The organism is Candidatus Colwellia aromaticivorans (genome assembly GCF_003333305.1).
GTDB lineage: Bacteria > Pseudomonadota > Gammaproteobacteria > Enterobacterales > Alteromonadaceae > Colwellia > Colwellia aromaticivorans.
Genome location: NZ_QOLD01000066.1, coordinates 23,566 through 47,292, shown reverse-complemented (window position 1 = coordinate 47,292; position 23,727 = coordinate 23,566). Strand labels below are relative to the sequence as shown.

General features: G+C 38.2%; 17 protein-coding genes. 5 read left to right on the top strand and 12 right to left on the bottom strand.

The features are described from left to right. Positions 1–174: 174 nt before the first annotated feature. Complete coding sequence (locus DWA31_RS10140) at positions 175–2,016, top strand: M3 family metallopeptidase (protein ID WP_114326473.1); 1,842 nt, start codon at positions 175–177, stop codon at positions 2,014–2,016. Positions 2,017–2,641: 625 nt separating this feature from the next. Here the strand turns inward: DWA31_RS10140 and DWA31_RS10135 are convergent. Together DWA31_RS10135 and DWA31_RS10130 are read right to left on the bottom strand one after the other, a co-directional pair. Beyond that, complete coding sequence (locus tag DWA31_RS10135) at positions 2,642–3,133, bottom strand: EF-hand domain-containing protein (protein WP_168427328.1); 492 nt, start codon at positions 3,131–3,133, stop codon at positions 2,642–2,644. Positions 3,134–3,219: 86 nt separating this feature from the next. Then, complete coding sequence (locus tag DWA31_RS10130) at positions 3,220–3,390, bottom strand: DUF3545 family protein (protein ID WP_168427327.1); 171 nt, start codon at positions 3,388–3,390, stop codon at positions 3,220–3,222. Positions 3,391–5,152: 1,762 nt separating this feature from the next. On the opposite strand from DWA31_RS10130, the gene DWA31_RS10120 reads away from it, so the two are divergent. Further along, positions 5,153–6,028, top strand: coding sequence for a TIR domain-containing protein (locus DWA31_RS10120; protein WP_114326469.1), 876 nt, complete (start codon positions 5,153–5,155; stop codon positions 6,026–6,028). A 73-nt stretch (positions 6,029–6,101) separates the two neighbouring features. Here DWA31_RS10120 and sucD read toward each other — a convergent pair whose 3' ends face one another. From sucD to sdhC, 8 genes are all read right to left on the bottom strand, one after another. After that, positions 6,102–6,974: a succinate--CoA ligase subunit alpha gene (gene sucD / locus DWA31_RS10115; protein WP_114326468.1), complete on the bottom strand. Its 873-nt coding sequence runs from the start codon at positions 6,972–6,974 to the stop codon at positions 6,102–6,104. Continuing rightward, positions 6,974–8,140, bottom strand: a complete 1,167-nt coding sequence (gene sucC / locus DWA31_RS10110; protein WP_114326467.1) for an ADP-forming succinate--CoA ligase subunit beta — start codon at positions 8,138–8,140, stop codon at positions 6,974–6,976. The genes sucD and sucC overlap by 1 nt, the downstream gene beginning before the upstream one ends. 179 nt (positions 8,141–8,319) lie before the next feature. Beyond that, on the bottom strand, positions 8,320–9,795 hold the full coding sequence (odhB, locus tag DWA31_RS10105) for a 2-oxoglutarate dehydrogenase complex dihydrolipoyllysine-residue succinyltransferase (protein ID WP_114326466.1): 1,476 nt from the start codon (positions 9,793–9,795) through the stop codon (positions 8,320–8,322). An 85-nt stretch (positions 9,796–9,880) separates the two neighbouring features. Then, positions 9,881–12,682 carry a 2-oxoglutarate dehydrogenase E1 component gene (gene sucA, locus DWA31_RS10100; RefSeq protein WP_114326465.1) on the bottom strand — a complete coding sequence of 934 codons (2,802 nt, stop codon included), beginning with the start codon at positions 12,680–12,682 and terminating at the stop codon, positions 9,881–9,883. Positions 12,683–12,962: 280 nt separating this feature from the next. Next, positions 12,963–13,670 carry a succinate dehydrogenase iron-sulfur subunit gene (locus DWA31_RS10095; protein WP_114326464.1) on the bottom strand — a complete coding sequence of 236 codons (708 nt, stop codon included), beginning with the start codon at positions 13,668–13,670 and terminating at the stop codon, positions 12,963–12,965. Between the two features lie 11 nt (positions 13,671–13,681). Then, positions 13,682–15,448, bottom strand: coding sequence for a succinate dehydrogenase flavoprotein subunit (gene sdhA, locus DWA31_RS10090; RefSeq protein WP_114326463.1), 1,767 nt, complete (start codon positions 15,446–15,448; stop codon positions 13,682–13,684). Then, the gene (gene sdhD / locus DWA31_RS10085) at positions 15,449–15,796 is read right to left on the bottom strand and encodes a succinate dehydrogenase, hydrophobic membrane anchor protein (RefSeq protein ID WP_114326462.1); all 348 of its coding nucleotides are present in this window, start codon (positions 15,794–15,796) and stop codon (positions 15,449–15,451) included. Next, positions 15,790–16,164 carry a succinate dehydrogenase, cytochrome b556 subunit gene (gene sdhC / locus DWA31_RS10080; RefSeq protein ID WP_114326461.1) on the bottom strand — a complete coding sequence of 125 codons (375 nt, stop codon included), beginning with the start codon at positions 16,162–16,164 and terminating at the stop codon, positions 15,790–15,792. Before sdhC ends, sdhD begins: the two co-directional genes overlap by 7 nt. Before the next feature lie 660 nt (positions 16,165–16,824). On the opposite strand from sdhC, the gene DWA31_RS10075 reads away from it, so the two are divergent. Next, positions 16,825–18,111 carry a citrate synthase gene (locus tag DWA31_RS10075; RefSeq protein WP_114326460.1) on the top strand — a complete coding sequence of 429 codons (1,287 nt, stop codon included), beginning with the start codon at positions 16,825–16,827 and terminating at the stop codon, positions 18,109–18,111. Between the two features lie 860 nt (positions 18,112–18,971). Continuing rightward, positions 18,972–19,781, top strand: a complete 810-nt coding sequence (gene tcdA, locus DWA31_RS10070; protein ID WP_114326514.1) for a tRNA cyclic N6-threonylcarbamoyladenosine(37) synthase TcdA — start codon at positions 18,972–18,974, stop codon at positions 19,779–19,781. Between the two features lie 66 nt (positions 19,782–19,847). On the opposite strand, the gene DWA31_RS10065 is transcribed toward tcdA, so the two are convergent. Further along, the gene (locus DWA31_RS10065; protein WP_114326459.1) at positions 19,848–21,575 is read right to left on the bottom strand and encodes a SufS family cysteine desulfurase; all 1,728 of its coding nucleotides are present in this window, start codon (positions 21,573–21,575) and stop codon (positions 19,848–19,850) included. Between the two features lie 136 nt (positions 21,576–21,711). Between DWA31_RS10065 and DWA31_RS10060 the strand changes: the two genes are divergently transcribed. Further along, on the top strand, positions 21,712–21,984 hold the full coding sequence (locus DWA31_RS10060) for a hypothetical protein (RefSeq protein WP_114326458.1): 273 nt from the start codon (positions 21,712–21,714) through the stop codon (positions 21,982–21,984). Positions 21,985–22,161: 177 nt separating this feature from the next. On the opposite strand, the gene DWA31_RS10055 is transcribed toward DWA31_RS10060, so the two are convergent. Beyond that, positions 22,162–23,718: a tetratricopeptide repeat protein gene (locus tag DWA31_RS10055; RefSeq protein ID WP_114326457.1), complete on the bottom strand. Its 1,557-nt coding sequence runs from the start codon at positions 23,716–23,718 to the stop codon at positions 22,162–22,164. Between the last annotated feature and the right edge of the window lie 9 nt (positions 23,719–23,727).

The following is a 23,727-nucleotide window of genomic DNA, read 5'->3' as shown; positions in this document are numbered from 1 at the left end:
TCAACGTCGTGAGGTTCAAAAGACTACATTAAAATTGACTAAATACAAACTTCAATAAAAAACAATCAATTTTTATAAGCATTTACTCTGTGTTCTGTTGTATTCTAAATAGCATAAAAATAATAACAGCCCACGCTTTGTTCAACACAGTATAATGATTTAAAAGGATAATTAATGCAAACTGCAAAACAATATTTTGATTTATTAAACAGTGAATATTTAGCTGTGCATCGTGAAAAAGAAGATCTTTTCTGGTCAACTTATATGGCGACTAGCGACCAAACTGATAATTTTACCGCCTCAGAAAAACGTTGGACTGATTTCATTTCAAACGCATCTCGTATAGGCGAAATAAAGACTTATTTAAATGAATTGTCAGGCAATAATCAAGCTGAGAGTTTGGGTGTTCAACATGGTTTAAAAGGTTGGCTAGCATTATTTGAGTCAAATGCATTGGAGTCTGAGGTAGAGCAAAAACTAAAAGCTGAATTAATAAACGCAGAAGCTATCTTATTCGAGAAAAAGAAAAATCATTTAATGACCTTCATTGATGAAAATGGCGTTAAAATTGAAGCCAGTTCACCTGCTCTGGCAGCTAACCTGAGAGCGAGTGATAATGAAAAAGTAAGAGCAAGTTCACACCAAGCATTTCTTGATCTAGAACAATGGGTACTCAATAACGGTTTTATTGCCTTAGTTAAATTGCGTAATCAGTTTGCAAGAGCCTTAGGCTATGAAAATTTTTTTGATTATTCCGTTGTAAAAACTGAGCACATGACCACAACTGAATTATTTACCATATTAGATGACTTTGAAAAGCAAACACGAGAAACAAATATCAAAAGCATTAAAAAATTAGAAACTGACAAAGGAGCAGATGCCATAAAAGCGCATAATTTCTATTTTAGTTTTGCTGGAGATGCAACCCGTGCCCTAGATCCCTACATGCCATTTTCTCGATCGCTAAGAGCCTGGGTAGAGTCTTTTGGTAGATTGAATATAGATTATGCTGGCGCTGAGCTAACGCTTGATTTACTTGATAGAAAAGGCAAGTATCAAAATGGCTTTTGCCACGGTCCTATTCCATCATATAGCGACAATGGGAAATGGGTTCCTGCCAAAGTTAACTTTACCAGTAACGCCCTACCGAGTCAGGTAGGCAGTGGTTATAGTGGTATAAATACCTTATTTCATGAAGGCGGTCATGCTGCACATTTTTCTAATGTCACTCAAAACGCCCCTTGTTTTTCTCAAGAGTTTGCTCCTAGCTCAATGGCATATGCCGAAACACAATCGATGTTCTGTGACAGTTTATTAGGCGATGCCGATTGGCTGAAAAAATATGCTAAAGACAAAGACGGTCAAGCCGTTCCCAATAAAGTAATTAAGGCCCTTATTGAAACAAAACAACCGTTCTTTGCCTATGGAGAGCGCAGTATTTTGGTAGTTCCTTATTTTGAACGGGCACTCTATGAAATGAGCGATGAAGACTTAATCGCTGAAAAAATCACCCAACTTGCCCGAAAAACTGAGCAAAAAATATTGGGATTAGCTTGCAGCCCGCGGCCACTATTAGCAATACCTCATTTATTATCAGATGAATCAGCCTGTTCATATCAAGGTTATTTATTGGCCAACATGGCGGTATATCAAACCCGCGCCTACTTTATTGATAAGTTTGGTTATTTATCTGACAATCCAAAAATAGGGCCACTATTAAGCAAACATTATTGGAATCCTGGTAATAGTATCAGCCATGATGACAGTATCAGATCTTTAACAGGAGAAAGTTTTAATGCAAAATATTTGGCTGATATCTGTAATTTATCGGTTGATGAAGCTTGGGCTCAAGAGATTATTAAAATGGAACACCTACTACAGAGACCAGGAACTCCCATGGCAGATCTTAACGCAAAAATTAAGGTAGTTGATGGCAAGAATATCTTAGCAGACAACGATGTATCTTTATCACAGATGTGTGATGACTTTGAAACGGCTATTGAAAAGATATCTTAACCAGTAGTAATTTTTAGGCTGAGTATTCAACTAGGATATTCAGCCTTATTATAAAGTAATTATTTATTAAAAAAGTTGGGTCTGTTGATCTTTCGTGGTTAAATTTTGTTCGAAATTGGTATTACTCCCTCTTTAATCAAACTTTATTTTTAATCATTTTTTGTCGGTGATTTATTTGATGTTCAGCAAACTCCTTTGAAGATACATCTGCATCACCATTTATATCTATACCCAAACCACTTCAAGATGCGAGTTTAAGGACGCCTGAGCGAATCATTATCAAGGCGCATTTTTTTATTAATGGTAATTCAGGAGAATGTGCTCCTGCATTCTCTAATAACACCATCCATGTAGCGTCCTTAAAAACAGATGTAACGATGGGCATGTTTTGCTTAAACATCCCCACAGGGCTGGTTTAGAAAAGTTTAAGCGACGTTATTGATTTCACAAGGGAGTAACCATTCTCTTCAATCAATGCCTTGCGTGCATGGATGTAGGTACTTAGGTTCAGTCTGGAACTATGAACCTGTGCCTAAAGACGTTTCTGGATCCTGCATATTGAGTTGGCTTGGCTATATGTCGGCGAAGGTGAAGGATTAACAATATTTCGCATTGGGTAGCCCTACTAAACACGCTCAGTTATTTTTTCTGCCTTAGCCTCATAAAACTCTTCCGCTAAAATGACAACATCACCATTCATGTCAAATTCAGAGAAATTAGCCATATTGCTATATTTTCCCATATTAGCTCCCTTTCCACGAGCCTGTCCCACATTAGAAGGTCCGCCTCGAGTACCACGGCGATTTTGTATTTGTGTTTGTTGACCCGAGACTAATTCGTTCTCCGACAACTGTCCGTTTCGATCTTCATCTATTGCAACAAACGACAGTGAATTACCAATATCACTCATAGAAAGACCTTGAGCTACTATTGCTGCAATACGCTCATTTTTCACCTGAATAAACTCTTGCCTACTGATCAAGCCGTTACCATCTCGATCATAGTTAGCAAAAGGAATGGGATCACTTGAAGGAAGTTCAGATAATATTGATAAGACTGAGGTAACACTCATACAAAAAACTAAAACTAAGGGAATGCTCTTAAATAGGTTTTTCATTATTACGCTCCTGTAAATTATAAAAAATGGGTAAAAAACACTTTTTTTCAACCAATGCATATCCTCCTAACGCCCTTTAAATTCGGTTACATTGAGTAATAATGATCATTAACATCCATGACTTTTCTCTCTCTTTGGCTGTCTTTAAACTTTTCTATTTCACGCCATTTACGCTTGTTTTGCTTTTTACTTTTATTTTTTTCACTTTCTTCTTCAAATTCTTTAAAGTCGAAATCTTGCCAGTCGTTGTTTTGCATAATCATTTCTCTCATCAATGGTTCACTTTAATGTAAATAATTTATGTGACAATTTTTTTACTAAAAGATGACAGTAATATGATTGTTGTGATTTTATTTTTATCAACTCACACTAGGGATCAGATTCTCTGCTTGGTGTCGCGGTGGCGACGACACCCAATGGGCGACGTACTTGCGTTCACTGCAGTTTATTCAACAGCAAACTTTTGGAGTTTGATTTCCTGTTTGGCGTCGCGGTGGCGACAGCACCCAAGGGGCGACGTACCGCCGCGCCTCCCCTTGGAACCCCTGCGGCGCCCACTCAGTGAAAACATGAATAACCCTTTTGAGTTTACAGTCAATACCTGCCGATATTCGTCCATGAAAAGCGGCAGTCTTCGCCATCCATGGCTCAGCTTGACTGACACTTTACAAAATGGTGATTCATTCACTGAGATGGGAATTGGAGTATTTGGTACGGTTATATGTTAAGTATTAACAGAATGGTTTTTTAATAATAACAAACTAAAAAGCACTTAGTTTCCCCACTCGATCAACACACTCTAAGTCTGCGTCTCCAAACGCTGGAATGAACGAAAGTGATCACGTATTACTGGCATGGATGCCAGTCAAAGCGATGTAGGGCATGGATGCCCGTTCAACGCTGTTACGTCGAAAACACTTGAGTGAATGCAAGATCACGTTTGGATCGCAGCGTCGGGGGATTCCAAAGGGGGCTCGGCGTTAAGCCCCCTTTGGGTGTCGTCGCCACCGCGACAATATATATTAACTGACTCTAACCTCGTTTATGTCAAATCAATAGATCTGACCTCCTGATATATACAAGGGGCAACGTACCGTCAAGCATGTTATTGGTTAGTTTCGGAATACAACAACATGCGCTTGCAGTGTGATTTTCGGCTTTGCGTCGCGGTGGCGACAGCACCCAAAGGGAGACTGCCTCCGGCCTCCCTTTGGAAACCCTCGGAGCCCCAACTCAGCAGAACATTCAATAACCAACTAGCGCAAGCCACGAACCCTGCCGATTTATCATCCCTGAACAACGGCAGCCCTCGACGTCCTTGCGTTCACTGTAATATATTCAACAGCAAATGCTTGGAGTTTGACCTTCTGCTTGGTGTCGTGGTGACGACAGCACCCAAAGGGACACTGCCTCCGGCGTCCCCTTGGAACCCCACGGAGCCCCAACTCAGCAGAACATTCAATAACCAACTAGCACAAACCACGAAACCTGCCGATTTATCATCCCTGAACAACGGCAGCCCTCGACGTCCTGTCTCGGGTCGAGGTTTGCCATTGCTAGTTGGTCATTTCATTGCTGAGATGGGAATTGGAGTGTTTGGCGTAGTTAGGTAAATTAACACCTGTCATCCTCGTGGTGTCTTAATCGAGGATCCAGCTTTAAATAAACTGAATTCCCGATCAGAAACTTCGGTAATGACGGAAGTAAACACCTCCCCTATCCACAAATACCAAGTCTGCTTGAATCAAGTGCCGGAATGAAAAGCAATATTCACGTATGTTCATCATGGATGATGAACAAAGCGATGTAGGGCATGGATGCCCGTTCAGCGCTGTTACGTCGAAGATATTGCTTTTCATGGAGGGTGACACTTGATTAGCAGCTCCGAGGGATTCCAAAGGGAGGCCGGAGGCAGTCTCTCTTTGGGTGTCGTCGCCACCGCGACTTTTAATTATGTAATTGATAACAATAAGTTGTAAAATATATATAGGAAAGCTTAAACAATGAGTAAAATTAAAAATGACTAATAAACCTAGAATTTTTATAGGATCTTCAAGCGATAGCTTAAATATAGCAAACGCATGTAATGTAGCGTTAGATCATACTGCTGAAGTTTCTGTCTGGCCAAATGTTTTTGATAAGGCAGGCAGCGATGCACTGAGTTCTTTAATGGCTAAAGCTACTAATGTTGATTTTGCTCTATTTGTTTTCTCTCCTGATGACGTAACTAATATCCGAGGAAATAATCATCAAACAGTAAGAGATAATGTTCTTTTTGAATTAGGCCTATTCATTGGCTCGCTTGGAAAGGAACGTTGCTTCATACTCAAACCAAGAAATAAAGAACTATACATCGCTTCAGATTTAGCGGGAATTAATACGTTAGATTTTGATTCAGAAAGAAGTGATACAAACTTAGATTGTGCTGTGAATGCCGCTTGTATAAAGATAACTACTCAAATGAGTCATCAGGGACGATTTAATAAGAGTGCCGCAATAGATAAAGTCATGACGCCTAAAATAGCTAAAAGCGAATATTCGATAAATGACAATTCTCTTCGGTTACTATCTGAGCTACTTTCTACTCATACGACAACTGTAGACGGCATGTTTTTTTGGGATATAGAACAAAAAGGTCTACCATTCTCAGAAGCCCAACTTCAAATATCCTTGATAAAGTTAACCCGAATTGGATATGTAAGTAGAATGATCACTGAAGACTATAACGGGAATACTGCTTATGGCTTCACAATTACAAATAGTGGTCTAGAGTGTTTATTAGAGAATGAACAAAGGCTTGATACCATAATTAAAGAAGAAGAAAATGCAAGACAACAATATCAACAAGTTCCACAGCAGTTTGGCGGATTTAACCCGCAGATTAAAAAGCTCTAGAAAATGTTTAATATAAAAAAACCCGCTAGATAGCGGGTTTTTAATAAGAATTCAGTTTGCAATCAAAAGCTGATTACCAACCTGTTTTCTCTTTAAGTGCAGAGCCAATTTCAGCTAAAGAACGAACAGTTTTAACACCGGCCGCTTCTAGTGCTGCAAATTTCTCATCAGCTGTACCTTTACCACCGGCGATAATCGCGCCAGCGTGACCCATACGCTTACCTTCTGGTGCAGTAACACCAGCAATGTAAGATACTACAGGTTTAGTAACGTTAGCTTTGATATATTCCGCAGCTTCTTCTTCAGCAGTACCACCAATTTCACCAATCATTACGATTGCTTCAGTTTGTGGATCGTTTTGGAACATTTCCAATACGTCGATGAAGTTAGTACCAGGGATAGGGTCGCCACCAATACCTACACAAGTAGATTGGCCGAAACCAGCATCAGTTGTTTGTTTTACGGCTTCGTACGTAAGCGTACCAGAACGTGAAACAATACCAACTTTACCTGGTAAATGAATGTGACCAGGCATGATACCAATCTTAGTTTCGCCAGGAGTAATAACACCTGGACAGTTAGGACCGATCATACGAACGCCAGTTTGAGTAAGCTTAGCTTTAACGTCAACCATATCTAAAGTTGGAATACCTTCAGTAATAGTAACGATAAGCGTGATGCCTGCATCAATAGCTTCTAAAATAGCATCTTTACAGAACGGAGCTGGAACGTAGATAACTGTTGCTGTTGCGCCAGTTGCTTCTACTGCATCACGTACTGTGTTGAATACTGGTAAACCAAGGTGCGTTTGACCGCCTTTACCTGGGCTTACGCCGCCAACCATTTGTGTACCGTAATCAATAGCTTGCTCTGAGTGGAAAGTACCTTGACCACCAGTGAAACCTTGACAGATAACTTTAGTATCTTTATTAATTAATACAGACATTATTTGCCCTCCGCAGCTGCTACAACTTTTGTTGCTGCATCACTTAATGATTCAGCAGCAATGATGTCTAAGCCAGAGTTTTTAAGAACTTCACGACCTAAATCAGCATTAGTACCTTCTAAACGTACTACAACTGGTACTTTAACGCCTACTTCTTTAACCGCGCCAATAATACCTTCAGCAATCATGTCACAACGAACGATGCCACCAAAGATGTTAACTAAAACAGCTTTAACGTTTTCGTCAGAAAGGATGATTTTGAATGCTTCTGAAACACGTTCTTTGTTTGCGCCGCCGCCAACATCAAGGAAGTTAGCTGGCTTGCCGCCGTGTAAATTAACGATATCCATAGTACCCATTGCTAGGCCTGCACCGTTAACCATACAACCAACAGTTCCATCAAGAGCTACATAGTTAAGCTCCCATTGTGCTGCATGTGCTTCACGTTCATCTTCTTGAGATGGATCATGGAAAGCGCGCATTTTAGGTTGACGGTATAAAGCATTACCATCAATACCAATTTTTCCGTCTAAACAGTGAAGATTACCTTCGTCAGTAATAACTAACGGGTTGATTTCTAATAAGGCGAAATCGCAATCTTCAAACATTTTAGCAAGACCCATAAAGATCTTAACAAATTGCTTCATTTGAGTAGGGTTTAAATCAAGTTTAAAACCTAATTCACGTGCTTGGTAAGGTTGAGCGCCAACTAGTGGGTCAATCTCAGCTTGGTGAATTAATTCAGGAGTCTCTTCAGCAATCTTCTCAATGTCAACACCGCCTTCAGTAGACGCCATAAAAACGATTTTTTGTGAAGCTCTGTCAACAACAGCACCAAGATATAACTCGTTAGCGATGTCAGTACAGCTTTCAACTAAAATTTTAGCTACTGGTTGACCATTTGCGTCTGTTTGATAAGTAACTAAGTTCTTACCTAACCAGTGTTGAGCGAATTCTTTGATTTCTTCTTTGGTTTTAACTAGCTTAACACCGCCAGCTTTACCACGTCCGCCTGCGTGTACTTGAGTTTTAACAACCCACATGTCGCCGCCGATTTTGTCAGCCGCTTCTGCAGCTTCTTGAGGTGTATCGCAAGCGAAACCTTCAGAAACTGGTAAACCATATTCAGCGAATAATTGTTTCGCTTGATACTCATGCAAATTCATGGTGTATTTCCATTTATCTGTGAATGAAGACAAATACTCTAAATACTTAGTGTGATTAAACACCAGTACTTAAGTAGGATGCCGATGAAAAGTCGCTTGATTATAGTATAAAAGCTCTAGTGACGGTAGTCAAAAGAGCTAATACTATAGTCTACTTTTAAAATAATTTAACAAACATGTTAAACATCTAAAAGAAGGCGAGTTGGATCTTCTAATAATTCTTTAATGGTCACTAAGAAACCAACGGATTCTTTGCCGTCAATTAAGCGATGATCATAAGAAAGTGCTAAATACATCATTGGTAAAATTTCTACTTTACCGTCAACTGCCATAGGGCGGTCTTGTATCTTATGCATTCCTAAAATAGCTGCTTGAGGTAAATTAATAATTGGTGTTGATAATAGTGAACCGAATACACCACCGTTGGTAATAGTAAAGTTACCGCCAGTCATATCAGCCATTGAAAGCTTACCGTCACGACCTTTAATCGCTAAGTCACGGATACCGTTTTCGATACCTGCCATGCTTAATTGATCAGAATCGCGTAAAACCGGTGTTACTAAGCCACGTGGCGTAGAAACAGCAATAGAGATATCAAAGAAGTTATGATAAACAATATCATCACCATCAATTGAGGCATTTACAGCAGGGTAGCGTTTTAACGCTTCAGTAACTGCTTTAACGTAGAAAGACATGAAACCTAAACGGGTATCATGAGTTTTCTCAAAGATATCTTTATATTGCTTACGAAGATCCATAATCGGTTTCATATTAACTTCATTAAAAGTTGTTAACATTGCCGTTGAATTTTTCGCTTCTAATAAACGCGTTGCAATCGTTTTACGTAAACGAGTCATAGGTACACGTTTTTGTGTACGCTCACCTAAGTCTTGCACAGCTGGAGTAGCAGCTTTCGCTGGTGCTGCAGGTGCTGATTTTGAAGCGATAGCCGCTTCAACATCTTCCTTAGAAATACGACCACCTTTACCTGAGCCTTTAACATCACTTGCAGATAAACCTTTTTCAGTCATCAAGCGACGAACTGACGGGCTAGCAAGTTCATCAGAGCTTAACGCTTCATCAGGTGTTGCTGTAGCAGTAGTATTGGCAGATGCGCCAGCATTGAGTTCACCAATTTTTTGTGAGCCTAAAACAGTATCACCTTCAACGTGAATAATTTTGCCAATCACGCCGTTGTCTTGTGCGACAACTTCTAGTACTACTTTATCAGTTTCGATATCAACTAAATTTTGGTCAACTGATACACTATCGCCTTCAGCTACATGCCAAGAAGCAACGGTTGCATCGGCAACTGACTCTGGTAACACGGGTACGATAATATCGATAACTTTAACTGCACCACCGCTATTACTAGCAGTAGGAGCAGCAGCTTCTTGTGGCACGGCTGAAGTAGCATCACCGGCAGAGAAAGTACCAATTACTTGATCACCTAATACAGTAGCGCCTTCAATTTGACTGATGTCGGTTAAAACACCGTCCGAAGTTGCTGGTACTTCTAAAACTACTTTATCAGTTTCAATATCTACTAATACTTGATCACGGCTGAATTTTTCACCTACTTGTACATGCCAAGTAGCTACAGTTGCATCAGCAACTGATTCAGGTAATACCGGAACTTTGATTTCTGTTGTCATTTTATTTTATTCCTTACAAACATTTGCACTTCGCTTCTTACTAGCCTTGATAAAAAGGGTAATAAGAAGCCGGTGAACTCAATAGTTAATCTAACGTTAACGCTTGAGTGACAAGCGCTTGTTGTTCTTTTACATGAACTGACATATAACCAACAGCAGGTGCCGCTGAGGCGTTTCGGCCTGCATATGTCAAATAAGTACCTTCAGGGATAGCATTTCTAAAATGATGCTGAGAACAATACCAAGCACCTTGGTTTTGTGGCTCTTCCTGACACCAAACAAATTGCTTCACATGTTGATACTCTTTAATTGCATCTTGAAGTTCTTTATCTGGAAATGGGTATAACTGCTCAATACGAATAATGGCAATATTATTAAGTTCATTTTTACGACGTTGATCAAGTAATTCGTAATAAACCTTACCACTACAAAATACTACACGTTCAACAGCGCTATGATCTAACTCATCTATCTCACCAATAACATTATGGAAAACACCTGTAGATAGCTCTTCTAATGAAGAAACCGCTAATGGGTGGCGTAATAATGATTTAGGTGACATAACAACTAATGGACGACGCATAGGACGTACCACTTGACGACGCAGCATGTTAAATACTTGCGCTGGTGTTGATGGCACACACACTTGCATATTGTGATCTGCACAAAGTTGCAAGAAGCGTTCTAAACGACCTGATGAATGTTCAGGACCTTGTCCTTCATAACCATGTGGTAACAACATAGTAAGGCCACATAAACGCCCCCACTTTTGCTCACCAGAGCTAATGAATTGATCAAAAACCACTTGTGCACAGTTAGCAAAATCACCAAATTGCGCTTCCCAAATAGTTAAACCAGCCGGCTCTGCCGTGGTGTAACCATATTCAAAAGCTAATACTGATACTTCTGATAATACCGAGTCATGCACATCAAAAGGACCTTGCCCTTCTGAGATGTTTTTCAATGGTAAATAGGTGCTGCCGTCTTCTTGGTTATGTAATACCGCATGACGATGGAAGAAAGTACCACGACCAGAATCTTGACCGGTAATACGTACACGATCGCCACGGTCAACAATTGAAGCATAAGCTAGATTTTCAGCCATACCCCAATCAAGTAACTTCTCACCTGAAGCCATTTTAAGTCGATCATCATAGATCTTCTTAACACGCGCATGTACTGGATGACTTTCAGGGTACGTTGATACTTTAGTCGCTAACTCTTTTAGCTTATCAATACTGATTTCTTTATCGTACTCATCGTCCCAATCATGACCAATATAAGGAGTCCAATCAACAGAATGTTCAGTCATAGGACGCCATTGGTCAACGGTACACTGACCTTCATCGAGCAATTTACGATAATAAGAAGTGAGCTCGTCAATTTTAGCTTTATTCAAGCTACCTTCTGCAATTAATTTATCTGCATATAATTGACGTGGTGTTGAATGTTTTTTAACTATTTTGTACATTAATGGCTGTGTAGCACTTGGTTCATCAGCTTCATTATGTCCATGACGGCGATAACAAACTAAATCAATGACTACATCACGTTTAAACTCATTGCGATAATCAAGCGCAATTTGTGTAGCTAAAATAACTGCTTCTGGATCATCACCATTTACATGTAAAATAGGTGCCTGTACCATTTTAGCTATTTCAGTACAATATTCACCACTACGAGTATCTTCTGATTTAGACGTAGTAAAACCCACTTGGTTATTAATCACAATACGCACTGTCCCACCTACTTTAAAAGCACGTGCTTGTGACATATTGAACGTTTCTTGTACCACACCTTGACCAGCAATTGCTGAATCGCCATGAATGGTAATAGGTAGTACTAGATCACCTTGGTTGCCATTACGTCTGTCTAAACGCGCTCGTACTGAGCCGATTACAACCGGATTTACGATTTCTAAATGCGAAGGGTTAAATGCCAAGGCTAAATGAACGTTACCGCCAGGCGTAACAAAATCTGAGGAATAACCTTGATGGTATTTAACATCTCCAGAGCTAGATATTTCATCATGTTTACCGGCAAATTCATCAAATAATTTTGATGAGTTTTTACCCATTACATTGACTAAAACATTTAAACGGCCACGATGAGCCATGCCCATAACGACTTCTTTAGTGCCTTTGGAACCAGCGCGAGTTATTAGCTCTTTAAGCATAGGAACTAATGCATCCCCGCCTTCTAATGAAAAGCGTTTTGCACCAGGAAATTTAGCTCCTAGGTATTTCTCTAAACCATCAGCAGCAATTAAGCCTTTAAGTATTTCAGTTTTTTCATCAACAGATAAACTTAATTGTGACTGAATAGACTCTATGCGATTTTGTAACCAACGTTTTTCATCCGTTGAAGTGATATGCATATACTCGGCACCAAGAGAACTACAATAAGTTTTCTTCAGTGTTTTATATAACTCACCTAACTTCATCGAATCTTGACCTACATCCAACGAACCGACATTGTATTCTTTGTCGAAGTCGTTTTCAGATAAATCATGATGGGATAGTTGTAAATCACGAACTTTATCTCGTTGCCATAAACCTAATGGATCTAAATTAGCATTTTGATGACCGCGGACCCTAAAAGCATTGATAAGCTGTAAAACTTTAACTTGTTTGGCGTCACCACCACTAGTAACAACCTGTTTGTGTTGTTCTTTAGCTAAAGCTTTAAATTCATCTCTAATAGCGCTGTGGCGATATTCCACCTCACTACCTTCAACTTTAGGAAGTTCTGAAAAGATCTCTTGCCATTCTGCAGATACAGAGGCTGAATTATCTAGATAAGATTCGTACAATTCTTCAATATAAACGATGTTACCACCGTTTAAGTGGGAAGACTCTAGCCAAGCCTTCATTACACCTTCTGACATTGCCTTGTATCCTTTGCTGGGGTAAAGCAACTAAAATAATATAATCATTTTCACTGTGTCAAATTGCACAACTTCTACGTTAAAAGTACTCATTGACTAACATCAACTCAGTGCTTTCCCATAAAGTTAAACAAACTTACTGTGATATAATAATTACCCTGTATTTACACTTTTTAATAAAATATCAGCGTGCTTGTTTAGAAAAGTACGCTGATATTTTATTTTGGAAATACCCAGACACTTAGCCTAGGCATTTCCACTTTACTATTATTTCAAACAGTTAAACTGCTCGGCTTAATAACATAGATTTAATGTGGCCAATGGCCTTTGTTGGGTTTAATCCTTTAGGACAAACATCAACACAGTTCATAATGCCATGACAACGGAATACGCTGTAAGCATCTTGCAAACCGTCTAAACGCTCTTCTGTTGCAGTATCACGGCTATCGATTAAGAAACGATATGCGTGAAGTAAACCTGCAGGCCCGATAAATTTATCAGGGTTCCACCAGAAAGACGGACAAGACGTTGAACAACAAGCACATAAAATACACTCATAAAGACCGTCTAACTTGTCACGTTCTTCAATCGTTTGTATATTTTCACGCGCAGGCTGCTGTGCATCGTTGATCAAGTATGGTTTGATTTTTTCATATTGTTGATAAAACTGAGTCATATCAATAATCAAATCACGCACAACCGGTAAACCAGGTAAAGGGCGAAGTACTATCGTATCCGCTTTTAACTCTGATAATGGTGTGATACAAGCCAAACCATTTTTACCATTCATGTTCAAGCCATCACTGCCACAAACACCTTCACGACATGAACGACGGAACGATAGGCTTGGGTCATTTTCTTTTAAAAGAATAAGCGCATCAAGTACCATTAAGTCTGAGCCATCTGGAATTTCTAGCTCATAATCTTTCATGTAAGGTTTAGCGTCTACATCAGGATTATAGCGGTAAATCGAAAAATTCTGTTTCATCGTATTTCTCCTTAGTAAACACGTGCTTTCGGAGGGAAAGCTTCGCGGTGAACAGGTTGCATATTAACGTCACGCTTAGTCATTTCTTCCGTTTCTGGCGTGTAGACTGAATGGCATAACCAATTCACATCATCACGTTCAGTGAAATCTTGTCTTGCGTGTGCGCCACGAGATTCAGTACGGAAGTTAGCTGCTTTAGCTGAACAAAATGCAGTTTCCATTAAGTTATCTAATTCTAAACATTCAATACGTTGAGTATTAAATTCAGATGACTTATCGTCTAACTTAGCATCTTTAAGACGTTCACGAATTTCAGTTAACTCGGTCATACCTTCAGCCATTGCTTTACCTTCACGGAATACCGAGAAGTTCATTTGCATACACTGTTGTAAGTCTTTACGAATTTGTACTGGATCTTCGCCCTTCGTTGAAGATTCCCAACGATTAGTACGTGCAAGTGAGGCTTCTAAATCAGATTCAGAGGCATCTTTAGCTGTTTGAGTATCGTTTAAGTAAGTTCCTAAGAAGTTACCTGCTGCACGACCAAATACCACTAAATCAAGTAATGAGTTACCACCTAAGCGGTTAGCACCATGCACAGATACACAAGCAATTTCACCTACAGCAAATAAACCTTCAACAATCGTTTCTTTACCATCGCTGCCAATATTAAGGGCTTGACCATTAACATTACAAGGTACACCACCCATTTGGTAGTGACAGGTAGGTATAACTGGAATTGGTTCGTCAGCGGGATCAATATGTGCGAAAGTTTTCGATAAATCACAAACACCTGGTAAGCGTTTATATAAGGTTTCGCGACCTAAGTGATCAAGCTTAAGTTTAATATGAGGACCCCAAGGACCGTCACAACCACGACCTTCACGAATCTCTGTCATCATTGAGCGAGCAACAACATCACGACCAGCTAAATCTTTAGCATTTGGTGCGTAACGTTCCATGAAGCGTTCACCATCTTTGTTAAGAAGGTAACCACCTTCTCCACGACAACCTTCAGTAACAAGCACACCTGCACCAGCAATACCGGTTGGGTGGAACTGCCACATTTCCATGTCTTGCATTTGAATGCCAGCACGAAGTGACATACCAACACCATCACCGGTATTGATATGAGCATTGGTAGTTGAGGCAAAGATACGCCCTGCACCACCAGTGGCTAAAACAGTTGCGCGCGCTTTAAAATAAACGATTTCGCCTGTTTCAATACATATAGCCGTTGTACCAACAACAGTACCATCATCATTTTTAACTAAATCTAACGCGTACCATTCTGAATAGACGTTAGTTTTGTTTTTAACATTTTGTTGGTAGAGACAATGAAGTAAAGCATGTCCTGTACGGTCAGCTGCTGCTGCTGTACGAGCGGCTTGTTCACCACCAAAATTTTTAGATTGTCCACCGAATGGGCGTTGATATATTTTGCCTTCTTCCGTGCGAGAAAAAGGTAAACCCATTTTCTCTAATTCAATTACTGACTCTGGGCCAGTTTTACACATGTATTCGATAGCATCTTGGTCACCGATATAATCAGAGCCTTTAACGGTATCGTACATATGTTGTTCCCAATGATCTTCATGGGCATTACCTAATGCAACGGTAATACCACCTTGAGCAGATACAGTATGAGAACGAGTTGGAAATACTTTAGAAATCAAGGCACAAGATTTGCCTGATTCAGAAATTGCTAATGCCGCGCGCATGCCCGCGCCGCCTGCGCCAATAACGATGGCGTCAAATTCACGAATTGGAACGCTCACTTACACACCCCACACAATTGAAAAGCCAAATACTAAATAGGCTAATAACAGAACTGAAAAGAAAAATTGCAATGAACCGCGTAAAAATGCTGGTTTTATGTAATCTGACAATACTTGCCAAACACCAATTTTAGCATGCACAAGTAATGCAATTAGCGCTAACAAGGTGGCAACTTTTACGCTCATACAAGCAAAGAAACCTTGCCATACATCATAAGTAACATTCGATGTTACCATGAAAAATCCAGCAAGAATCAAGGTGTATAGCACAAGAATAATTGCACTAGCTCTTAAAAGAATAAAATCATGTACGCCGTTACGGCCTACTGATGCGACGACGCTTACCATAACCAAACTCCTATTATTACAGATAGTACTAACCAAATAGCCATAATTGCTTTGGCACTAGCATTACCCGAGTCTAACTCTTCAAAATAACCTAAATCCATAAACAAGTGACGAACACCCGCTAATACATGGTAAGTCAATGCAGAAAGACAGCCAAAAATAATAAACGTAAAGAAAAAGCCATCAAGGTAACCTTGAATTTGGGCAAATCCTTCCGCAGAAGAAAGAGAGGTTGAAAGGGTCAATAATAAGATGCCAATAGCAAATACCATAATCACACCAGAAACACGGTGAAGAATTGAAGCATTAGCTGCCGGGTGCATCTTAATTGTAGTTAAATCTAGGTTTACAGGACGTTGTTTTTTCACAATTGTTGCCTAAAGAGCTCGAAAGCCTTCAACTTTTATTATTGTTACTCATGAACTACCTTTTTAGAATTTAATACTTATCTAGATTTTATACGTAACAAAAATTAGATAAATACTAAAGAGATTGCTAAATAAGTAATTCCCGAAATGTACGGTAACTGCCTTTTATTAAAAAATAGCGCCTTAGCTATTTCTCAGTTCACCGAAGTCGAATAATAATAGCGAACTTAGCTAAGTAATTCTATTAAGACTTTGGTATAAGAGAATAATTTTAAAGATTAAATCATTCTCTAAAAATAAGAAATTTGTTGTCTTTTTTCTTATTTATATTACTAATGTAATGAAAAGCAATTACAGAACGGCTAGATTATATAGCTGATAGTGATTAAATTCAATTTCCCTTCTCGAAAACAAATAATCTTTATCGATTTTTTGGTTCATTTGTAGATTCTCATCAAACTTTAGACTAACAGCTATTACATTTTATTTTAAAATTAAGGTAGACTGTCGGCAGTTTGATTTACCCAAGCGACATTTGAAACTGACCTATTTTTCATTCTTTTTTGAATAGTACTTATTTTCTTGATGTATAAGTAAGTACTAAGTGAGTCAGTTTGTCTGAAAATAATTGAAAATTAAAATTGATAGGGGATAAAACATATGGCTGATTCTAGAGCCTCTCTAAGCATTGACGGTAAAGAAGTTACCGAACTTCCTGTTCTAAAAGGTACTGCGGGTACCGATGTAATTGATATTAGAACCTTAGGTAGCCATGGCTACTTCACGTACGACCCAGGCTATTTGGCTACGGCTTCTTGTGAGTCAGCAATCACCTTTATTGATGGTGGTAAAGGTATATTACAACACCGTGGCTATGCCATAGCTGACTTAGCAAATAATGCCGATTATTTAGAGGTTTGCTACCTTTTACTTAATGGCAATGCACCGTCAAAAGCTCAATATGATGAATTTAAAGGTATTATAACTAATCATACGATGGTTCATGAGAAGTTAGTTCATTTCTTCCACGGTTTTTTACCTGATGCTCACCCAATGGCAATGCTATGTGGTGTTACAGGTGCATTATCGTCTTTCTACCACAGTGATTTAGACTGTGATGATCCTGCTCAACGTAAACGTACAGCTCACCGTTTAATTGCTAAAATGCCAACTATTGCAGCGATGGCATATAAGTATAGCGTAGGACAACCTTTTGTTTTTCCACGCAATGATCTTTCATATGCTGAAAACTTCTTACATATGATGTTTTCTGTACCTACAGAAGAATATAAAGTTAACCCGACTGTTGCTAGTGCAATGGATAAAATTTTCACTCTTCATGCAGATCATGAGCAAAATGCTTCTACCTCAACAGTACGCCTAGCAGGCTCTTCAGGTGCTAATCCTTATGCTTGTATTGCTGCGGGTATTGCTTCTTTATGGGGCCCTGCACATGGTGGTGCCAACGAAGCTTGTTTAGAAATGCTTGAAGAAATTGGTACGCTAGACCGTGTTGATGAATTTGTACTAAGAGCAAAAGATAAAGATGACTCATTCCGCCTAATGGGCTTTGGCCATCGTGTTTATAAGAACTTCGATCCACGTGCCACGGTAATGCGTGAAACGTGTCATAGTGTTCTTAAAGAACTTGGTATTCAAGATCCACTACTTGACGTAGCAATGGCATTAGAAAAAGTTGCTTTAGAAGATCAGTATTTTGTAGAGAAAAAACTTTACCCTAATGTAGATTTCTACTCAGGTATCATTTTAAAAGCTATTGGTATTCCATCAAGTATGTTCACCGTGATTTTTGCTCTATCAAGAACGGTTGGTTGGATTTCTCATTGGGATGAAATGCTAACTCAAGAAGGACAAAAAATTGGTCGTCCTCGTCAAAAATATACTGGCGAATTAAACCGAACATTTGCCCCTTTATCTGATAGATAAATATATAAAATTAACGTTATTGAAATTAATTTCTAAATAACGATTCCATAAAAAAGGTAGCAATTGCTACCTTTTTTATGCGACTTATTTAAATTAAGGCTCAATATTTTTGTATCTGAACAAATAAAACAGTACATTTATTGAACAACCCTTCCCTTTTAACCGTATAAATCACTATACGTTTTATTTATTACACCAATAACTATTATTCACAAAAAAAATACAAACTATAGCCATATTACGTAAAAACCTGTTTAGAAGTTTTTTCGATAAAAACTCAAAGTTAACTGGGTAAAGCATTTAAAAAGCTGTCTAAAATAGCTACATATTCATTCCCTACTGACCAAATTATGTAATCAGTTTCTGCTAACTCATCTTTTATACCAATTTGATTAAATTTCTTCCCAACTCAGAGCTATGCTCGATGTTCAATAACAAGGCAAGTTTATTTTGGTTTAGTCATTCTAAATCAAATAAATTTAACGATGTTAGTGGGCAACGAGCAAGCTCCCACAGGGCGAGTTTAAAAGGCTAACATACGGCGTTATTGATTTTGACAATGGCGCTACATGGATGTAGCTTACTAGAGAATGCAGGAGCACATTCTCCTGAACAACCATCCTCTTCAATCAATATAAGCAGCTAAAATCGTTTACCTTTATTATTTTTCTGTGCTTTAAAGACACATCAGGTGAATATATATACCCGTTCCACTTAAAATTCATGATTCAGCTAGAATTAAATGCCTCTATTTAAATAATGTTTATATAAAAACTGTTTGAGTTTATAGCTAAAAGAGTATTTATTGGCTTACTTTAACTAGGTATAATACTGTTGATTTTTATTCAACAATGATTAACATGACAGATTATTCTTTAAGATTCGGCGGTATAGCTCGCCTTTATGGCACAGATGGCGCAACAATATTACAGCAAGCTCACTTTTGTGTCATTGGTATCGGTGGCGTGGGTTCATGGGCAGCCGAAGCATTAGCTAGAAATGGTGTTGGACAGATAACGTTAATAGATCTAGATGATATTTGTGTTACTAATGTTAACCGTCAAATTCATGCTTTAACCAACACTATAGGTGCAAGTAAAGTAGAGGTAATGAGCGAACGTATAAAGCAAATTAACCCTGATTGCCGAGTGAATACAATAGAGGATTTTGTCACCACTGAGAACTTAACTGAATTAATGGCGGTGCATTATGATTATGTGATTGATGCAATTGACTCTGTGGATATTAAAACACGCTTAATTGCGCATTGTAAACGTAACAAAATGCCAATAATTACTATCGGTGGTGCTGGTGGTCAGGTTGATCCTTCAAAAATATCCATTAGTGATTTAAGTAAAACTTACCAAGATCCACTGTTAGCAAAAGTGAAGAATCAATTAAGGCGCGAATTTAACTTTCCCCGTGCCGATATAGCCAAAGCAAGTAAAAGAAAATTTTCTATTGATGCCGTATTTTCAACTGAGCAATTACGATACCCAAATGATTTGGGCGAAGTCTGTTTAGCTAAACCTGATACCAGTGATGGAAATAACAGTACTATGCGCTTGGATTGTAGTAGCGGTTTTGGCGCGACTACGCACGTGACAGCCACTTTTGCTTTTTTTGCTGTTGGTAGAGCAATTGATAAATTATTGAAACGTCAGAAATAGCTAATGGTGAACAGCATTTATGCTTTTCATACTCGTAGCACAAAATTAATAGCACAAGACTAAAAGCTATTGCGCCATTCCCTTAATTTTATCTACGATTGCTAAAATACCATTTCCCCGCGATGGACTTAAATGCTGTATTAAGCCCAAAGTGTTAAAGTAGCTTTCAATATCAAAAGCTTGAATTTGTTCTGCTGTTTTATCATTAAAAGCAGCAAGTACAATGAACAATAAGCCTCTAATAATTTTGGCATCACTATCTGCTTGAAAATGAAAAATATTATGCCTGTTTTTTTGCGTAACTAACCAAGCTAAACTTTCACAACCACTGATCAACGTTTGTTCATTGCGAGCGCTTTTATCTAAACGGTTTAATTGCTTTCCCAGTAGCATTATTTGCCGATGACGAGCATCCCAACTTTTAACCGCGGCAAACTGCGTAATAACCAGTGAACTCGCTTGTTCATTTTTTTCGTTCTTGCCATTATTATTAGCACATGCCAATGAACTATCGCTTTCTTGCGCTAATATTTTCTTTAAACAATTGATAAAATAATTAATTTCCTCAAAAGTGTTATAGGCTGCTAATGATACTCTTAAGCAACCTGAAATATTCAAATATTCCATTAATGGCATTGCGCAATGATGACCACTTCGAATGGCAATACCATAGCTATCAAGAGCCGTAGCAATATCATGATTATGGTGACCACTTAAGGTAAAACAAATTACGGGAATGTCAGGAAGTCCCTGTACAGTAAATGTCACTATTTTTTTTGAAGAAACTGACAGGTTTTGCAAGGCTTGGTAACAATGAATCGTTAGTTGCTTTTCATACTCACGTATTTGTTTAGCGTTATATGCACTGATAAATTCAATCGCTTTGCCAAAAGCAATTACACCAGCAATGTTTGGTGTACCCGCTTCAAACTTAAATGGTAAAGAGTTAAACGTCGTAGGCGAATTAAAACTAACCTGTTTAATCATCTCTCCTCCCCCTTGGTAAGGAGGCATAGTTTCGAGTAATGCTTGTTTACCATAAAGCACCCCTACCCCTGTAGGACCGTACATTTTATGCGCTGAAAAAACATAAAAGTCGCAATCAATTGATTGTACGTCTATCGGAAAATGTACCACCGCTTGGGCACCATCAATAACAGTAATTGCCCCCACTGACTTTGCCATTTGAATCAGCTCACTTATAGGGTTTATTTTTCCAATAACATTAGATAGATGAGCGCAACAAAACACTTTAGTTTTACTATTTAGCAGTCGCTCAAAAGCAGGAAGATCTACGCGCCCCATAACATCAAGCTCTGCAATTTTTATAACCGCGCCTGTTTGCTCTGCTATTAATTGCCAAGGAACAATATTAGCGTGATGTTCACTTAACGCTAAAATCACTTCATCCCCTTGTTTCAATATTTTCCGGCCAAAGCTCATCGCAATTAAATTAATACTTTCCGTTGTTCCTTTTGTCCATATTATTTCTTTATAACTTTTAGCATTAATAAAAGTTTTAACACGCTTTCTTGCATGCTCAAAAGCCGTTGTCGCTTTTGCACTTAATGCATGAGATGAGCGATGAACGTTAGCATTCGCCGTTTGATAAAAAGAGTGGTAACTATCAATAACGCAATTTGGTTTTTGTGTCGTTGCGCCATTATCGAAATAAACTAATGGTGAAGAAGACTCGATTTGAGATAGGCTATTATTAATAGATAAAGTATTCCCTTCATAGTTAACAACTAAAGGAAACTGTTGACGAAATAGTGCAGGTTTAAATTTTTTCATTTAGAAATTTATATTATAAAAACAACAAACTAAATAATTAGATAGTGATTATACCCTATACTATCATAGTTATTCATAGGTAATTATTCCCTGATGCACTATAATTAAGGCATAAAGGGATTATACAGGAGGTATTATGGCACTATATTCATGGTTTAGTAAAAATAATAATAAACCTAATAAAAAAAGTGTACGGGCTAACAATAACTTATTAAAAGCATCTGAATCTGCTAAATATATAGAAAATTACACCATGTGGCCAACGGCTAAGATAAAGCCAGGGATTGAAGTTACATTACCCGTCTATGATGAGGCTGAGGATAAATCAGCTAAAGATTCCAATAAAGCTGAATCGATGTTAGCAGATAAATCTGTGCCACTCGAAATAGCACTAATCACTACTAAATAATGGCTACTTTATTCAGTACACGTTAATTATTTTTTAGGTAATTAAAAATAACCTATTCACATTCATCTGAAAATTCATAAGTAGCTTATACAAAATTTTCAGTATGAATCCTTCGATAATTATTCACCATTCATATAAGCAAAAAATCATGGAAATGGCAACTGACGAATGGTGATATTAAAAACTCCCTTGCCTTACCTTTTTGCGTCTACCATAATCATTCTCCCAGCTAGCCGCTTGCTCAAGCCAATAATTTGCCTGTTTTAACTTATTTTGTTGATAATAAGCTAAAGCAATATTGTAATGAAAACTCGGCATTAAAAACTGAGATGATTTTTTGTTTAATAGTGCTATATATTGCTTTGGGAAATTGAGCCCATCATATTGCAATTTAGTTCGAGCCGATAATGGCTTAAAAGCATTAAAAGTGCTTTGTTGTTTAGCAGAGTTATTATCACAAGTTTGCGATCTAAATAAACCAACTTCCTGTTCAAATTGCTCAGGTGTACCTAATTGCCAGTATTGATTGTTTTGTAAACTTTCATCTTTGACATGTAAAATAGGGGTACTCTTTTTAATCTGTTCTGCCCATGCTAGCTGCTTTAATATTTTTGCTCTAACAACGCTGCGTTCTCCTTGATAACCATTTTGCAATACAGCAATGTTTTGTGCGAATACCTGCTGTTGACTTGCTCGACATTTGACATGCCCCTTAACTAATGGGTATTCATCAACAAATCCCAATAAATGACTTATCTCATGCTCAACAACATCTATACTGTCTTGTGCATCAAAATACAGCATACCAAAATGAACATTAGCGCCGCCTTCAGGTAACATAATGCCAATATAACGTGTAGCCACTGAATCAGCGACTTCATCAAGTTTGGTCTCATCACAAAGCGTTGCACTTTGTAGTACGGTTGAACAAGATAATGTCGACATAGGTATATAGCGCACAGGCGAAAAACACACTAAATCATTTAAAGGCTGATCTTTAAAGTGCATAACTAGTCGCTCAACCTGGGCTAAGTGCAATAAATTAGTAGCGAAAATTTGTATGCTATAGGGACAAGTTACAGAGTTATTATCAAGCTTAAGGTTTGTACCGCCAATTGATGGGAATACTTGATATTTTTCAACAGCACTAAGTAATGAAGCGCCTATCTCATCAGCTTGTAGCAACGATGAAAATTTAATCAACAATGACTTAGCAAACTCAACATCTCCGATGCTAATAGCAATTTTTATCGTGAGTATTATTGCAGTTATAGCAACATCATCACCTTGATATTGAGAGAACTCCATCACTTGCAATTCAGATAGAATATTTTGTGCGGCAACTACATTACCTCGTTGAAAGTACAACTGCGCTAGTGCGACAGAGGCCTTGGGATAATTTAGTCTAATCGCTTGCTGATACCACAATATGGCTTGTTCGGGTTGTGAAGAAAACTTTTTACCTAAGTAGGCTTTATTCAAGTAATAGTCAGCTAATAAATAGGCAATTTCTCCATTATTTTTGGATAATTGTTTAGCTAGTATTTGCCAGTTTTGACTACCTTGTTTTGATTGTTTCCATGCATAGAGTAAAGCCGCTTCATTTTCTTGTGCTATAGCGAAATTTAACTGCGTTATTGTGTGTTCATTTTTTTCAATAACACTAGTTAAAAAGTTAGCTAAAAAAAATGAGCTTGTTGATAATCCTGTTAACAGGAAAATCGACAAACTCATTGTCACTAG

Coding starts and splice junctions, on each gene's coding strand:
- sucA (WP_114326465.1), bottom strand. CDS start 12,682: ATGTCAGAAGGTGTAATGAAGGCTTGGCTAGAGTCTTCCCACTTAAAC.
- DWA31_RS10065 (WP_114326459.1), bottom strand. CDS start 21,575: ATGAAAAAATTTAAACCTGCACTATTTCGTCAACAGTTTCCTTTAGTT.
- DWA31_RS10130 (WP_168427327.1), bottom strand. CDS start 3,390: ATGCAAAACAACGACTGGCAAGATTTCGACTTTAAAGAATTTGAAGAA.
- DWA31_RS10140 (WP_114326473.1), top strand. CDS start 175: ATGCAAACTGCAAAACAATATTTTGATTTATTAAACAGTGAATATTTA.
- sucC (WP_114326467.1), bottom strand. CDS start 8,140: ATGAATTTGCATGAGTATCAAGCGAAACAATTATTCGCTGAATATGGT.
- DWA31_RS10075 (WP_114326460.1), top strand. CDS start 16,825: ATGGCTGATTCTAGAGCCTCTCTAAGCATTGACGGTAAAGAAGTTACC.
- DWA31_RS10095 (WP_114326464.1), bottom strand. CDS start 13,670: ATGAAACAGAATTTTTCGATTTACCGCTATAATCCTGATGTAGACGCT.
- DWA31_RS10060 (WP_114326458.1), top strand. CDS start 21,712: ATGGCACTATATTCATGGTTTAGTAAAAATAATAATAAACCTAATAAA.
- sdhD (WP_114326462.1), bottom strand. CDS start 15,796: ATGGTAAGCGTCGTCGCATCAGTAGGCCGTAACGGCGTACATGATTTT.
- DWA31_RS10120 (WP_114326469.1), top strand. CDS start 5,153: ATGACTAATAAACCTAGAATTTTTATAGGATCTTCAAGCGATAGCTTA.
- odhB (WP_114326466.1), bottom strand. CDS start 9,795: ATGACAACAGAAATCAAAGTTCCGGTATTACCTGAATCAGTTGCTGAT.
- DWA31_RS10135 (WP_168427328.1), bottom strand. CDS start 3,133: ATGAAAAACCTATTTAAGAGCATTCCCTTAGTTTTAGTTTTTTGTATG.
- sucD (WP_114326468.1), bottom strand. CDS start 6,974: ATGTCTGTATTAATTAATAAAGATACTAAAGTTATCTGTCAAGGTTTC.
- tcdA (WP_114326514.1), top strand. CDS start 18,972: ATGACAGATTATTCTTTAAGATTCGGCGGTATAGCTCGCCTTTATGGC.
- DWA31_RS10055 (WP_114326457.1), bottom strand. CDS start 23,718: ATGAGTTTGTCGATTTTCCTGTTAACAGGATTATCAACAAGCTCATTT.